14 protein-coding genes and 1 pseudogene are annotated in these 14,538 nt (G+C 69.1%); 8 read left to right on the plus strand and 7 right to left on the minus strand.

Annotated elements, in window-relative coordinates; all coding sequences use genetic code 11:
• The first annotated feature begins 4 nt into the window (after positions 1–4).
• The 5 genes and pseudogenes from C8258_RS23455 to C8258_RS23475 all read left to right on the plus strand — a co-directional run bounded on the left by C8258_RS23455 (position 5) and on the right by C8258_RS23475 (position 4,868).
• The gene (locus C8258_RS23455; RefSeq protein ID WP_036504784.1) at positions 5–1,141 is read left to right on the plus strand and encodes an Mrp/NBP35 family ATP-binding protein; all 1,137 of its coding nucleotides are present in this window, start codon (positions 5–7) and stop codon (positions 1,139–1,141) included.
• A gap of 363 nt (positions 1,142–1,504) precedes the next feature.
• Positions 1,505–1,846: pseudogene (locus C8258_RS23460) on the plus strand (DivIVA domain-containing protein); the annotation flags it as partial.
• A 1,058-nt stretch (positions 1,847–2,904) separates the two neighbouring features.
• Complete coding sequence (locus tag C8258_RS23465; RefSeq protein WP_106957028.1) at positions 2,905–3,477, plus strand: DNA-3-methyladenine glycosylase I; 573 nt, start codon at positions 2,905–2,907, stop codon at positions 3,475–3,477.
• 179 nt (positions 3,478–3,656) lie between these two features.
• Positions 3,657–3,824 (plus strand): DUF3117 domain-containing protein, encoded by a 168-nt coding sequence (locus C8258_RS23470; protein ID WP_064902036.1) that lies wholly within the window; start codon positions 3,657–3,659, stop codon positions 3,822–3,824.
• 141 nt (positions 3,825–3,965) lie between these two features.
• Positions 3,966–4,868, plus strand: coding sequence for a putative RNA methyltransferase (locus C8258_RS23475; RefSeq protein ID WP_106957029.1), 903 nt, complete (start codon positions 3,966–3,968; stop codon positions 4,866–4,868).
• Positions 4,869–4,995: 127 nt separating this feature from the next.
• On the opposite strand, the gene C8258_RS23480 is transcribed toward C8258_RS23475, so the two are convergent.
• A complete protein-coding gene (locus C8258_RS23480) occupies positions 4,996–5,853 on the minus strand; it encodes a sigma-70 family RNA polymerase sigma factor (protein ID WP_106957090.1) in 858 nt (285 codons plus the stop codon).
• 88 nt (positions 5,854–5,941) lie between these two features.
• Here C8258_RS23480 and C8258_RS23485 point away from each other — a divergent pair, with 88 nt between their 5' ends.
• Positions 5,942–6,427 (plus strand): DoxX family protein, encoded by a 486-nt coding sequence (locus tag C8258_RS23485; protein WP_084506976.1) that lies wholly within the window; start codon positions 5,942–5,944, stop codon positions 6,425–6,427.
• Here the strand turns inward: C8258_RS23485 and glgA are convergent.
• On the minus strand, positions 6,403–7,560 hold the full coding sequence (gene glgA / locus C8258_RS23490) for a glycogen synthase (protein ID WP_106957091.1): 1,158 nt from the start codon (positions 7,558–7,560) through the stop codon (positions 6,403–6,405). The two genes, C8258_RS23485 and glgA, sit on opposite strands and share 25 nt — an antisense overlap.
• Before the next feature lie 171 nt (positions 7,561–7,731).
• On the opposite strand from glgA, the gene glgC reads away from it, so the two are divergent.
• The gene (glgC, locus tag C8258_RS23495) at positions 7,732–8,946 is read left to right on the plus strand and encodes a glucose-1-phosphate adenylyltransferase (protein ID WP_106957030.1); all 1,215 of its coding nucleotides are present in this window, start codon (positions 7,732–7,734) and stop codon (positions 8,944–8,946) included.
• A gap of 29 nt (positions 8,947–8,975) precedes the next feature.
• Here the strand turns inward: glgC and C8258_RS23500 are convergent, their stop codons facing one another.
• The 5 genes from C8258_RS23500 to C8258_RS23520 form a co-directional block, all read right to left on the minus strand.
• Positions 8,976–9,224 (minus strand): hypothetical protein, encoded by a 249-nt coding sequence (locus tag C8258_RS23500; protein ID WP_036504790.1) that lies wholly within the window; start codon positions 9,222–9,224, stop codon positions 8,976–8,978.
• A 128-nt stretch (positions 9,225–9,352) separates the two neighbouring features.
• Positions 9,353–11,011: an ABC transporter permease gene (locus tag C8258_RS23505; RefSeq protein ID WP_106957031.1), complete on the minus strand. Its 1,659-nt coding sequence runs from the start codon at positions 11,009–11,011 to the stop codon at positions 9,353–9,355.
• On the minus strand, positions 11,008–11,970 hold the full coding sequence (locus C8258_RS23510; protein WP_106957032.1) for an ABC transporter ATP-binding protein: 963 nt from the start codon (positions 11,968–11,970) through the stop codon (positions 11,008–11,010). The genes C8258_RS23505 and C8258_RS23510 overlap by 4 nt, the downstream gene beginning before the upstream one ends.
• 24 nt (positions 11,971–11,994) lie before the next feature.
• The gene (locus C8258_RS23515; RefSeq protein ID WP_106957033.1) at positions 11,995–12,648 is read right to left on the minus strand and encodes a TetR/AcrR family transcriptional regulator; all 654 of its coding nucleotides are present in this window, start codon (positions 12,646–12,648) and stop codon (positions 11,995–11,997) included.
• Positions 12,649–12,794: 146 nt separating this feature from the next.
• The gene (locus C8258_RS23520; RefSeq protein ID WP_086006960.1) at positions 12,795–13,433 is read right to left on the minus strand and encodes an O-methyltransferase; all 639 of its coding nucleotides are present in this window, start codon (positions 13,431–13,433) and stop codon (positions 12,795–12,797) included.
• 401 nt (positions 13,434–13,834) lie between these two features.
• Between C8258_RS23520 and sigE the strand changes: the two genes are divergently transcribed.
• Positions 13,835–14,473: an RNA polymerase sigma factor SigE gene (sigE, locus tag C8258_RS23525; RefSeq protein ID WP_036504827.1), complete on the plus strand. Its 639-nt coding sequence runs from the start codon at positions 13,835–13,837 to the stop codon at positions 14,471–14,473.
• Positions 14,474–14,538: the final 65 nt, after the last annotated feature.

Raw genomic sequence — 14,538 nt, forward strand, 5'->3', positions numbered from 1 at the left:
CGCTATGCCAGTGGTTACGGAAACGGATGTGCGGGGCGCGCTCGCGAAGGTGGACGACCCGGAGATCCGCAAGCCGATCACCGAACTCGGCATGGTCAAGAGCGTCTCGGTCCGCGACGACAGCAGTGTCCACGTCGAGATCTATCTGACGACCGCGGCCTGCCCGCTGCGCACCAAGCTCACCGAGATGGTCACCAAGGCGGTGGCCGATGTGGCCGGCGTCGGTGCCGTGACCGTCGACCTCGATGTGATGAGCGACGAGCAGCGCACCGAACTGCGCAAGCAGCTGCGCGGCGACTCCGCCGACCCGGTGATCCCGTTCGCCCAGCCGGGGTCGCTGACCCGCGTGTACGCGGTCGCCTCCGGTAAGGGCGGCGTCGGAAAGTCGAGCGTCACCGTCAATCTCGCGGCCGCGCTCGCCGCGCGCGGTCTGTCGGTCGGCGTGCTGGACGCCGACATCTACGGCCATTCCGTACCGCGCATGCTCGGCACCGACCAGCGGCCCACCCAGGTGGAGCGGATGATCATGCCGCCGGTCGCGCACGACGTGAAGGTCATCTCGATCGCCATGTTCACCCAGGGCAATACCCCGGTGGTGTGGCGCGGCCCGATGCTGCACCGCGCGCTGCAGCAGTTCCTGGCCGACGTGTTCTGGGGTGACCTGGACGTGCTGCTGCTGGACCTGCCGCCCGGCACCGGTGACGTCGCGATCTCCATCGCCCAGCTCATTCCGAACGCGGAGATCCTGGTCGTGACCACGCCGCAGCCGGCCGCCGCCGAGGTCGCCGAACGGGCCGGCGCCATCGCCCTGCAGACTCGGCAGCGCATCGCCGGTGTCGTAGAGAACATGTCGTGGCTGGATCTGCCCGACGGTTCCCGCATGGAGCTCTACGGTTCGGGCGGCGGCCAGGCCGTCGCCGACCGGCTCACCCGCGCGGTCGGCGCCGAGGTGCCGATGCTCGGCCAGATCCCGATCACCCAGGAACTGCGCGAGGCCGGCGACGAAGGCACCCCGATCGTCCTGAGCGACCCGGAAAACCCTGCGGCACAAGCGCTTCAGGGCATCGCCGACAAGTTGGCGGTGCGCCGCCGCGGGCTGGCGGGCATGTCGCTGGGCATCGACACCACCCGGCACCTGTAGGCGAGCCCGCCACCGCACTCGCTCAGCGGGTTGCGAACCCATCATCACCGCCATCGGCCGGGCCGTGTCCTCACCCCAATGCACGTGCTCACCACCCCGGGCACCACGGGGACCGAATCGGCCCGTCGACTGCGCATGCGGCACAGCAATGTGAGCGCGGCGGTGCGGGATCTGGGGGCCCGCGGTCCGCTCGGCGATGATTCACCTCGATCGGGCGCAGGTCGAGACGATCGAGGCGGCCGCGGACGCACTGGCCGCGCCCGACCACGTGCTGCGCGACGAACAGCGATTCCTCGAAGTTGATCACACCGACTCGCCACAGCTGCCGGGCTCGCTGTCGGTGTCGCCACCTAAGCTCGACCTATGCTCACGCTGCTGTTGTACGTGCTCATCGTCGGCTTGGTGGCCGCGTTGCTGTTCCTGGTGGCCAGTGCGGTGTTCGGGCGCGGGGAGGAATTGGGTCCGCTGCCGGAGGGCACGACGGTGACGGTGCTGCCCGCCGCGGGGATTCGCGGCTCGGATGTGCGCGCGTTGCGATTCCAGCAGGTCTTCCGGGGGTACAAGGCGGGCGAGGTCGACTGGGCGCTGAGCCGATTGGCCGCACGGATCGACGAGCTGGAACTCCAGCTCGAGCGCAACCGCGTCGCCACTCCGTCCGCCGCCGGAGAACCGGAAACCTCAGCGGCGCAACCGAATACGGGAAGCACGCTGCCGCCCACGGACACTCCCCCGGCCGCCGCCAACGGCACGACCACCAACTTCAGCACCGGAACCTTCTTCGGCGCCGCCCCCTTCGCCGGTCCCGGCAGCGCGACTCCCCACGGCATAGTCGGGCCGACTTCGGCCGGACCGGGCACCCCGGCGCTCGGCGCCCCCTTCGGCGGTCCCGGCGGCATGAGTCCCACCAGCCTCGGTGGGCCGGCTTCGGCTGGACCGAGCACCCCGACTGTCGGCGGCGCTCCCTTGGGCGGTCCCACCGGCGCGACTCTCAACGGCCTGGGCGGGCCGGCGTCGGCCGGTCCGGGTAACCCCGCGTTCGGCGCTCCGGCGGGTCCGGACAACACCGCTCTCGGCGGTCTGGCCGATTCAGGTAACCCGGCCCTCGGTGGACCGACCGGTCCGACGTCCATCGGTCCGGTCGATGGCTTCGGCACCGGTTTCGGTCCCGGGCCGGGCTTCGCTTCCGGGGCGGGCCTCACTCCCGAAGCGGGCCTCACCGCCGGGCCCGGCGTCGCCATCAGCGGAGGTTTCGGCAACCTCCCCATCGGGCCGGGGACGCCGACCGGCACCACCTTCCCGGTGGCCGGCTATTCGGCGAGCGGATACGCACCGGCCACCGGCACCACCCCGACCGTCCCGGGCCCCGGCACTGCCACGCCCACCGAGTCCACCGTCGGTGAGCCGGGCAGGATCGGCCAGACCCACAACACTCTCGGCAGTGTCGTTTCACCGCCCAGTGGCGTCACTTCACCGACCGATGCCACCGCGCAGGCCGCGGTACCGGCTCCGGGATCGGTCCAGCACGGGACCACCCCGCAGACTGCTGCAGGGGGTGACGCCGTGGCGCCGACCGGTTCGGCGCCCGAACACCGGCCCGGCTCGGAGCCCACGACCGAACCGAAAGCGGCCGGAACCACCGGTTACATCGCCGCCCCGGGACCGGAACAGAACACCGGATTCGTCCCGGCGACGGAGGCATCCGCGACGGGGTGGGCGCCACCGCCGTTGCCGGGCGATCCCCCCGCATCCGCCGGAGGACTTCGATGAGCGTCGCGGCGGTAGTGGACGACGGGAAGGTGCGGTGCGGCTGGTCGCAGTCGTCGCAGCTCTACCGGGATTATCACGACACCGAGTGGGGCCGGCCGCTGCACGGGGACGACGCGCTGTTCGAGCGGATGTGCCTCGAGGCATTCCAGTCGGGGCTGTCGTGGATCACGATCCTGCGCAAGCGGCCGGCGTTCCGGGCGGCGTTCGCCGGATTCACCATCGACCGGGTGGCCGAATTCGGGGACGACGACGTGGAACGGCTGCTGGCCGATCCAGGCATCGTGCGCAATCGCGCCAAAATCCTCGCGTGTGTCGCCAATGCCCGGGTTGCGCGGGACCTGAGCCCTGGGCTGGACGAGCTGCTCTGGTCGTTCGCGCCGCCGGTTCGCCCGCGTCCGCGCGCGCTGTCCGACGTGCCCGCCGTCACACCCGAATCCGTAGCTCTCGCAAGAGAACTCAAGAAGCGCGGGTTCCGGTTCGTGGGGCCGACCACGGCCTACGCATTGATGCAGGCGACCGGAATGGTCGATGACCATCTGGCCGATTGCTGGGTCGATCTGCGGCGTTGATCACGCGCCACGCCGGTCGGTTTTCGAACTCAGGTACCCGGCCGGTTCGCTGATAAGGAAGAATAGGCGTGGTGCAGCCCACCGGACATGCCTGTCGTGTCCGGCGGCTGCCTGTTGGTGACAACACATTAGTTCCGAGAAGTGCGCAGCAGACCGCGCGGATCTGGAGGGAGCAGAGGATGGCGGCCATGAAGCCCCGCACCGGGGACGGTCCCCTCGAGGCAACCAAGGAAGGGCGTGGAATCGTCATGCGGGTTCCACTCGAGGGTGGCGGGCGTTTGGTCGTCGAGCTCACGCCGGAGGAAGCGGCAGCTCTCGGTAAAGAGCTCACCGCGGTGACCAGCTAGCCGCTCGACCCAACGAAATACACCGGTGATGAAATTGCCGGCGCGAACCCGCGCGCGCAGATCCGGCCGGGTCACCGGCCGGATCTGCGCCCGTCGCGGCGGCTACCCCGACCGGGCGGCCGTATCCGCCCGCTGGATCACATGAACGGTCCGGACCACGAGGCGCGCGAAGCGATCCCCGGCCGCACGCCGAGGACGCCCACAGTCCACGCCACGCCCCTGGCGGCGATCGCATCCGCGGTGGCCTGCCCCGAATGCCGGGCGGGCGTCGTGCTCCGGGATCGGCGCCTGGTGTGCGAGTCCGGCCACAGCTTCGATCTCGCCAAACAGGGCTACGTCAGCCTGCTGACCGGCGCCGCGACCAAGATGACCGGCGATACCGCGGACATGCTGGACGCCCGGGCCCGGTTCCAGAGCGCGGGCCATTTCGACCCGATCGCGCGCGCGACGGCCGAGGCCGTGGCGGACGGCGCGCCGACCGGCACGATTCTCGAAATCGGCGCCGGCACCGGCTACTACCTGGCGGCCGGGCTCCAGGCGGCGCCCGCCGCGCACGGCATCGCACTCGACGTCTCGAAACCGGCGGCGCGCCGGGCCGCTCGCGCCCATTCGCGTGCGGCCTCGATACTCGCCGACGTGTGGCGTGGGCTGCCGATCCGGGACCACGCGCTGGACCGGGTGCTGTGTGTCTTCGCGCCGCGCAACCCGGCCGAGGTCGCGCGGGTGCTGCGCCCCGGCGGCACCTTCGTCGTGGTCACCCCCACCTCACGCCACCTGGGCGAACTCATCGCTCCGCTCGGCATGGTGGGCGTGCAGACGGACAAGGACGCGCGCCTGACCGACGCCCTGTCCGCCGATTTCCGTTGCACCGGAAGCGTCACGGTGGAGTACGACATGACCCTGGACCACACGTCGATCGCGAATGTGGTCGGTATGGGCCCGTCCGCGCACCACGCCGCCGAATCCCGCAGCGATCTGATCGCCGCCCTCCCGGAGACGATGCCGGTCACCGCCTCGGTCACGGTCACGGTCTACCAGCGCTGATCGTTCTCGCCGACGAGATCCACCGGATGTCCGACCGGTCGGCCGACAGTGTGATCGACCACCCGCTAGCTACGGTGGTCAGCGGCTGACTTCCGGAAACAGCGGCCCATCGGCGACCCACATGCCCTCACCGGAAGAAAGCCGCCACCCGCTCCCGGTCGGCATAGACGTAGATCTCCGCGATGCGTCCGTTCGTCACCGTGAAGGCGATCAGCACCCCGGGCTGTCCGTCGAACCTGATCAGCGCACCGGCGGCGCCGTTCACCAGCACCGGCCGCACATCCGAGGAGGGCCGGGCGAACAGCAGTGCACGACCGGCCGTGTCCCGCGGGCCGTGGATCTCCCAGCCGCCTCCCGCACCGGCGTCGGCGCGCAGCACGATCTCCGGGGCCAACTGCGCCACCAGAGCCTCGAAGTCGCCACCACGGGCGGCCGCGAAGAACGCGTCCACCACCGCGCGCTGGTCACCCAGATCCCCTTCGGGCATCGGCGCGGCCCGCAACCGACGCCGCGCGCGGCTCGCCGATTGCCGTGCGGCGGCGGGGGTTCGATCCAACAGGGCGGCGATGTGATCGAACGGCACCGCGAAGATGTCGTGCAGGACGAAGGCGACACGTTCGGCCGGGTCCAGCTGTGACAGCACCCTCTGCATCGCCAGGCTCACCGAATCCGTCAGCAGCGCTTGCTCTTCCGGTCCCGAGCGGTGATCAGCCACGAGCAGCGGGTCCGGCAGCTGGGTACCGCTCGGATACTCCGGCCGAGACCGCTTGGCGCGCAATAGATCCAGGCAGGTATGCGCCACGGCCGTGGTGAGCCAGGCATCGATATCGCCGACCGCGCGGGGCGGGCTGCGATGCACGCGCAGCCAGGTCTCCTGAACGGCGTCCTCCGCATCGACCGCCGAGCCGAGGATGTGGTGTGCGAGCGCCCGCAGTCGCGGCCGCTGGTCGTGCAGCCGTTGCAGGGCCTGTTCGCGCTCGCTCACGCCGGTCACATCCTCGCCACGCGCTACGCCATATCAAGTGCGGCCATATCAAGTGCGACAACTCACCATAATCAGCCAGGAGGCAGCCATGCGCAGTCTTTCCCGCTCTCAGCCGGTCCGTACGGCCACGTCGACCCGCCCCACGGGACGCTTCTTCCGCCGCGAACCGGCGCCCGTCGGCCGTTACCGCACCGTCGGTTATCGGGTCGCGACCGTCGCCATCGTCGCCGAGGCCGGGGTGGGTGGCGTCTGGGATCTCGCCCGCATCCCGTTCGTGACCGATGTGGTCACTCATCTCGGATATCCGCGCTATTTCCTGGTGTTGCTCGGCGCGTGGAAGCTCCCGGCCGCGATCGTGCTGGCCGCTCCCCGGCTCCCACTGTGCAAGGAATGGGCTTATGCCGGAACGTTTTTCGTCTACACGGGTGCCATCGCGTCGCATCTGATCACCGGCTACGCGCGCGCGGAAGTGGCGGTGCTGAGCGCCATGACCCTGCTGACCGTCACCTCGTGGGCACTGCGGCCCGCCGACCGGTGCCTGCCCGGCCGTCAGCCCTTGCGGATGCGGTCGTAGAGATCGGTGGTGCGGGCGGCGACCTTCGCCCAGCTGAATTCGGCCGTCGCGCGCGCCCGCCCGGCCGCCCCGAATCGCGCCGCGGTCTCGGCGTCACCGGCGAGGTCGTTGACCAGGTCGGCGAGGTCTCGTTCGAAGTCGCGGGGCGCCTGCGGGTCGTAATGGGCCAGCCGCCCGGTCTGCCCGTCGACGACCACCTCCGGAATTCCGCCGACATCCGAGGCGACCACCGCGGTGCCGCAGGCCATCGCCTCCAGATTCACGATCCCGAGCGGCTCGTACACGGAGGGGCAGATGAAAACGCTTGCGGCGGAAAGGATCTGGCGGACCTGCTCGGTCGGCAACATATCGCGGACCCAGAACACCCCGCCGCGCGTCGCGGCGAGTTCGCGCACCGCCGCGGCCGCCTCGGCCTCCAACTGTGGGGTATCCGGGGCGCCGGCGCAGAGCACCAGCTGAATCCCGGGATCGATGTCGCGGGCCGCGGCGAGGAGGTGAGCGACTCCCTTCTGCCGGGTGATGCGGCCGACGAACGCCGCGATCGGCGCATCGTCGCGCACTCCCAGTTCCGCTAGCACATCGCGGGCCTCGGGCACCGGACCGCCCGGAAACCAGGCCCGGGTGTCGATCCCGTTGTGCACGACGTGTACTCGCGCGGGGTCGACGGTCGGGTAGGCGTCGAGGACGTCGCGGCGCATACCCTCGCTGACCGCGATCACCGCATCGGCATTCTCCATCGCCGTCCGTTCCGACCACGACGACAACCGGTAGCCGCCGCCCAGCTGTTCGGCCTTCCACGGCCGGCGTGGCTCCAGCGAATGCGCGGTCAGCACATGCGGGATGCCGTACAGGCTCGCCGCCAGATGCCCGCCCAGCCCGGTGTACCAGGTGTGGGAGTGGACCACGTCGACGGCGCCGACGGCATCGGCCATCCGCAGCTGCGCCGACATCATCTGCAGGGCGGAATTGGCCGCGTACAGCATCGGGTCGGGCTGGTGCACCACCGCGTCGGCGCGGTCGGCGCCCATACAGTGCACGGTCACCTCGCACAGCCGGCGCAATTGCGGGACCAGTTCGGTCACATGCACGCCTGCCCCGCCGTACACCTCGGGGGGATATTCGCGGGTCAACATCGCGACCCGGAGCAGGTCGGGGCCGGCAATCGATATCGGCTCGCGGTCGCCATCCGCGAAACTCACCGGTCCAACCTAATCGGTGCGCCCTCGCCTCACCACACCTGCCCGGCCACGCCGGAGTGAACCGGCATCGGACACGCCGTGGCCTGGGACGGTAGGTTGAATTCCGTGAGGAGCCAGCCGCACGTACTCGGAGTAGTGCTAGCCGGTGGTGAGGGCAAACGACTCTTTCCCCTCACCAAGGACCGCGCCAAGCCGGCGGTCCCGTTCGGGGGCGCCTACCGCCTGATCGATTTCGTCCTCTCCAATCTCGTCAACGCCGGTTATCTGCGCATCTGTGTGCTGACCCAGTACAAATCGCATTCTCTGGACCGGCACATCTCCCAGACCTGGCGGTTGTCCGGGTTCGGCGGCGAATACATCACTCCGGTCCCGGCCCAGCAGCGGCTGGGACCGCGCTGGTACACCGGCAGTGCCGACGCGATCATGCAATCGCTGAATCTGATCTACGACGAGGACCCCGACTACATCGTGGTGTTCGGCGCCGACCACGTCTATCGGATGGATCCGGAACAAATGGTCGCCCACCACATCGATTCCGGTGCGGGGGTGACCGTGGCCGGAATCCGGGTGCCACGCAGTGAGGCGGGTGCTTTCGGCTGTATCGATTCCGACGAATCGGGCCGCATCACGCAATTTCTGGAGAAGCCGGTCCATCCGCCCGGCACCCCCGACGATCCGAATATGACCTTCGCCTCGATGGGCAATTACGTCTTCACCACCAAGGTGCTGGTCGACGCGATTCGCGCCGATGCCGACGATGTCGATTCCGATCACGACATGGGTGGCGACATCATTCCGGCGCTGGTCTCCCAGGGGCAGGCCGGTGTCTACGACTTCGCGCGCAACGACGTTCCCGGCTCAACCGACCGCGACCGCGGCTACTGGCGCGACGTCGGCACCATCGACGCCTTCTACGCGGCGCATATGGACCTGGTCTCGGTGCATCCGATCTTCAATCTCTACAACAAGCACTGGCCCATCCGCGGCACGGCGGAGAATCTGGCGCCGGCGAAATTCGCGCAGGGCGGGCTGGCCCAGGAATCGATCGTGGGGGCGGGCAGCATCCTGTCCGCGGCGACGGTGCGCAATTCGGTGCTGAGCTCGAACGTGTTCATCGAGGACGGGGCGACCGTGGAGGGCAGTGTGCTGATGCCCGGGGTCCGGATCGGCCGCGGCGCGGTCGTGCGGCGCGCGATCCTCGACAAGAACGTGATGGTCGGCGAGGGCGAGATCATCGGCGTCGATCTGGACCGCGACCGCGAGCGGTTCGCGGTGAGCAACGGCGGCGTGGTCACCGTCGGCAAGGGCGTCTGGGTCTGACCCGCCAACTTCTACGCCGAAACGCCGCCTCAGCGGCCCGGCATCGGATACTGCGGCGGCGGAGCCGGTTCGGTGACACCCGGACTCTCCGGTGTGTAGCAGAACGGTGCGCAGGTGCCGTGCGGCACTCTGGGATATCTCGCCGGATCGTCGAATTTGTCGTCACTGACCAGCAACATCACCAGCAGTGCCACGAAGACCGCCGCGCCGAGGCTGACGAGTGCCAGGACCAGCCACCCGCGCGGCGCGACCTCGATCAGGATTCCGCGCTCGTACACTCCCCGCCTCCCGGTACCGCCGAATTACCCACTGTGCCAATGGTATCGGCTGCTGGGTGATCCCGGCCACGGGAAAGGCCGCCCGGCGCTCCGGAACGGGAGCGACCGAGCGGCGAAATACCCTGCGGTCAGCGCAGATCGCGTCGGCGCCAGCCCACGAGTCCGACCGCGGTGATCACCGCCGCGAGCACCAGCAGCACGATCACCGGCACCGCGCGGAAATCCTCCGCCGGCAGTTTCGGCAGATGACCGTAGGGGTTGAGGTCCAGAACCCATTGCGGCATACCGGAGATCGAGCCGAGCAGATAGATCGCCACGCCTGCGGTGAACACTCCCCACGCCACCGGCGTCCAGCGCGGCAGCAGCCCGAACAGCAGCACCGTGATCGCGGTGAACACCCACACCGCGGGAATCTGGATCATCGCCGCGCCGAGCGCCTCCGGGAACTTGGCGCCCACATCCGATGCGGCGATCCCGTAGGCCACGCCACCGATCACTCCGGAGACGAACAGCGCCACCACCGGACCGCCGAAGGCGAAGATCAGATGACTTGCGGCCCAGCGGATTCGGCCGACGGCGCCGGTGAGCACGGTTTCGGCGCGATCGTCGCTCTCCTCCGCGTACATGCGCAGCGCGGCCGAGATCGAGAAGGCCGCCGCGCCCAGTCCGACCATCGAGAAGGCGGTGTTGAGGAAGGCCTGTTCCACCCCTTGCGAACCGCCGAGCCGGGCGATGATGTCGCGAACGGTCTGGCTGGAGCCGATCTCGTCGCCGATGCCGTGGACCACGCTGCCGATGATCAGACCGTAGAGCGCGAGCCCGACCGTCCACGCCACCAGGGTGCCGCGCTGCAACCGCCAGGCCAGCCCGAACGGCCCGCTCAACAGGGCCGATCCCGCGGGGGGACCGGGCCGGTCGGCGATCAGTCCGGCCCCCAGGTCGCGCCGCCGCAGCAGCGTATAGGCGACCGCGATCAACACCACGGTGGTCACCGCGTGCAGCAGCAGCACCCACCAGCGATCTCCCGCGAAGGGACGGACCTGCAGCGACCAGCCCTGCGGGGACAACCAGGTCAGGATGTCGGCAGGACCGTCTCCGGCGCGCGCGTCACCGATGGCGCGCAGGGTGAAGGTCACCGCGAGTACCGCCAGGGCGATGCCGCGGGCCAGGCGCGCGCTCGCGCTCAGCTGCGCGGCGACCGCGGCCACCGCCGCGAAGACGATGCCCGAAGCGGCCAGCGCCGCGCCGAAGGCCAGCGAGCCGTCGAACGGCACTCCCGACGAGGCGATGCTCAACGTCGCGACGATTCCGACCGTCACGCAGGCGGCACAGGTCAGCACCAGCGTGGCGGTCAGGGCGGCGAAGCGGCCCATCCGGGTCGAGGCGAGTAGCTCCTCGCGTCCGGTCTCCTCCTCGGCACGGGTGTGCCGGATGACGGTGAGGATGGTGGCGATGCCGATCAGGGTGTAGAACGCTCCCGGTTTCCACGCTCCGGCCGCACCGAGACTGGTGTTGTAGATCGGGCCGTACAGCGCCAGCTGCGCCGGGCTGGACAGGATGGTGTGCGCGAAATTCTGCAGATCCGCCGGTGACGAGTACAGATTCTTCACGCTGGAGAAGTAGACGCTGCCCAGTGGCGCCGAGAACAACAGCACCCACAGCGGCAGGACGATCCGGTCCCGCCGCAGGTACAGCCGCAGCAGCTGGCCGGTGCCGGTGAAATCCGCAGCGCGAGTGAAGGATTCGACAACTCCGCGGTGCGGGCGGTCGAGGGTGGCGGTGGTCATTTCGTCGCCTCGCTCAATGCCTGCTCGTCCCGCGCGGCAGTGTGTGCGGACCGGCGGGCTTCGTCCGGCGCGTCGCCGTCGAGCGAATAGTGGCGCAGGAACAGCTCTTCCAGCGTCGGCGGCTGACTGACCAGGCTGCGCACGCCCGCGTCGCCGAGCACGCGGATCAGTTCCCCGAGATGTTCGCTGTCGACCTGGCAGCGCAGCGTGTGGTCCTCGATCGTGACGTCCTCGACGCCCGCGATGGCGCCGATATCGCCCGGGTCGCCGACGAGTTCGGCCGTGATCGCCGTGCGGCTGAGATGACGCATCTCGGCCAGGGTGCCGCTCTCCACGGTCTTGCCGGCGCGGATGATCGTGACCCGATCACACAGCGCCTCCACCTCGGAGAGGATGTGGCTCGACAGCAGCACGGTGGCGCCACGCTCGGCCGCCTCCCGGGCACAGTCGCGAAAAACCTGTTCCATCAACGGATCCAGGCCCGAGGTCGGTTCGTCGAGCAGCAGCAGGCGCGCGTTCGAGGAGAAGGCGGACACGAGCGCGACCTTCTGCCGGTTGCCCTTGGAGTAGGTGCGGGCCTTCTTGCGCGGATCGAGTTCGAAGCGCTCGATCATCTCGGCGCGGCGCCCGGTATCGATTCCGCCGCGCATCCGCCCCAGCAGATCGATCGTCTCCCCGCCCGACAGCGACGGCCAGAGCGTGACATCGCCGGGGACGTAGGCGATATCGCGGTGCAGGTCGACCGCATCGGTCCACGGGTCGCGCCCGAGCACCCGCGCCTGCCCCGAGGTGCGTGCCAGGATGCCGAGCAGAATGCGGATGGTGGTCGACTTGCCGGCCCCGTTGGGCCCGAGGAAGCCGTGCACCTCGCCCTCGGCGACCTCGAGGTCGAGGCCGTCCAGGGCGCGTACCGATCCGAAATGCTTGTGCAGCTTCCGGACCTCGATTGCCGATGACATCGAATCTCCTTGTGAGATATGGGTTCACATTTCGGCGAGCAACGAGTCGAGCACCGAGGAATCGGTGAACAAGCCGTGGGTGTTGGCCTCGATGGCCGGCAGCACCATCTGGTCGGCGTACTCGCGCAACGCTTGTCGAAAGTCGAGCTTTCCTTCGTGGCGGGCGGCGTAGAGCTGCAGGTAGAAGAAGAATCCCCCGCCGTTCTGCACCGCCAGATAATTCGCCGTCGCCGATACGTCCCTGGGCCGGCGCAACGTGCCGGCCGCGATGCCAACCTCGAGATAGGACTCCACATCCGCGCGCATCTGATCGAACAGCGAGGTCATCAGCGTTCCGCCGGCCTGGAAGCTGCGCATCAGATATGCGGTGTAGGGCGCGAACTCCTCGATCTCGGCGAGGGCCTTCAGGGTCGAAGTCGGCGAGGGCTGCTGGACGTATTCCGTCTTCGCGGTACGAATGACGGCACGTACGTGCTCGTCACACGCCTCGCGCAGGCCGTCCTTGGAACCGAAGTGGTGATTGACGAGTCCGGGCGAAACCCCCGCCGCCTTGGCGATGGCCCGCACCCCGACCCCGAATCCCTCTTCTCCGAAGACGACGATCGCCGCGTCCCGGATCCGGGCGGGCGTGCTCAGATCCGAGGCGGATCCTTCCGGTACGGCTGCTCCCTTAAACACATGTTCAATATACTAAACACTCGTTCAATCCGCACGCAAGACTCGGCACACAGTGAATTTCGGCGATCGAATGCGCAGGTAGGCAGCGTCCTGCGAGTTAATTTCGGGCCGGCGGGATCGAGCCGCCGGGTGATCGCGAGCGGTGATCAGCCGCGCGAGGCGCAGAGCAGGCCGTCGCCGACCGGGATCAGCACGCTGGTCAGGTCCGGATCCTCGGCCACGGCCCGCGTCGCCGCCCGCACCGCCTGGGTCGCGGCGTCGCGCTGCGCCGGATCTGGCACCCGCCCACCCAGCAGCGCGTTGTACATCAGCACCGCCCCACCCTCGCGCAGCAAACGTACGGCCTGCTCGACGTACTGCGGATGTTCGAGCGGCGCCGCATCGATGAACACCAGGTCGTAGGCGCCGTCGGCGAGCCGGGGCAGCACGTCCAGAGCACGGCCGTTGATCAGCCGGGTGCGCGCGGGGGCGATATCGGCCGCGCGGAAGGCGTCCTTGGCCGCGCGCTGATGTTCCGGCTCGGAGTCGATCGTGGTCAGCGTGCCGTCCTCGCGCATGCCGTCGAGCAGCCACAGGCCGCTGATGCCGGCGCCGGTGCCGACCTCGACCACCGCCCGCGCGCCGAGCAACTGGGCGTACATGCTGAGCAGCGCTCCCACCGACGGCGGCACCGGCGCGGCGCCCAGTTCGGTGGCCCGCTCCCGCGCCGCGATGAGGATCTCGTCCTCGACCACGGATTCCTCCACGTAGGCGAGGTTGCGCTGCAGGGCCGATGCCGCTGGGATGTGGCTCACGAATATGAGGCTAACGGCGTGGCAGTCCGGGGGCGCGACGACGGCCGGTGTTTTTCTCAGGTGTCCCTCAGCCTCCCCATACCACCGGCACATCGGGAACCGCCAGAGTAATGACCAAGCAAGGGCCGGCCGACCGTCGGACGGCGCCCGGGAACACCGGACTCAGGTTCGCGGTTGTACCCGGTACGCGACGACCACCAGTCGTCGTGCGCCTGCCACGGTCCCGAGTAGGAGGTCACCCCATCCACAAGGTCGATGCGGCGCGCGAGTACGCCACCCTGCCCGAGTCGAGTCTGCCGATCGGCGTCTCGGCCGACTACGAGTTGCCCGGTGCCGCTCGTAGCGATGTCCGTACCGAAGTCGATGCCCGTACCGAAGCCGGGGCCGACGTCCTGAACGGCGCCGACTTCGACGATACCGAAGCCGTAGCGGTCGATGCCGCGGACGACGATGCGCTGAGCGGCACCGCCGCCTTCGACGCCACCGGCGACCGCACCATGATGCCTTCCTGGGACGAACTGGTCCGCGAGCACGCCGACCGGGTGTATCGGCTGGCCTACCGCCTGACGGGTGACCCGCAGGACGCGGAGGACCTCACCCAGGAGACGTTCATCCGGGTCTTCCGCTCGTTGCAGAACTACCAGCCCGGCACGTTCGAGGGCTGGCTGCACCGGATCACCACGAATCTGTTCCTGGACATGGTTCGCCGGCGCAACCGCATCCGGATGGAGGCGCTGCCCGAGGACTACGACCGGGTGCCGTCCGAAGGTCCCGGACCCGAGCAGGTCTATCACGATGCCCGGCTGGATCCGGACCTGCAGCGGGCGCTCGACGCGCTGGCGCCGGAATTCCGCGCGGCCGTCGTGCTGTGCGATATCGAGGGTCTGTCCTACGAGGAGATCGGCGCTACCCTCGGGGTGAAGTTGGGTACCGTGCGCAGCCGTATCCACCGCGGCCGTCAGGCGTTGCGGGAATACCTTGCGCATAATGGTTCTCAGCAGCGGTTCGCCGCTGAGGAGAAAGTCGGGTAAACAGCGGTGCAGCGCCGCGGCCGTGCCCGGCGAAGCTGCAGTCCGTCGGAAGGGTGTGCATCCGT

Origin of the sequence: Nocardia sp. MDA0666 (genome assembly GCF_003023875.1) — a bacterium.
GTDB classification, from domain to species: domain Bacteria; phylum Actinomycetota; class Actinomycetes; order Mycobacteriales; family Mycobacteriaceae; genus Nocardia; species Nocardia aobensis.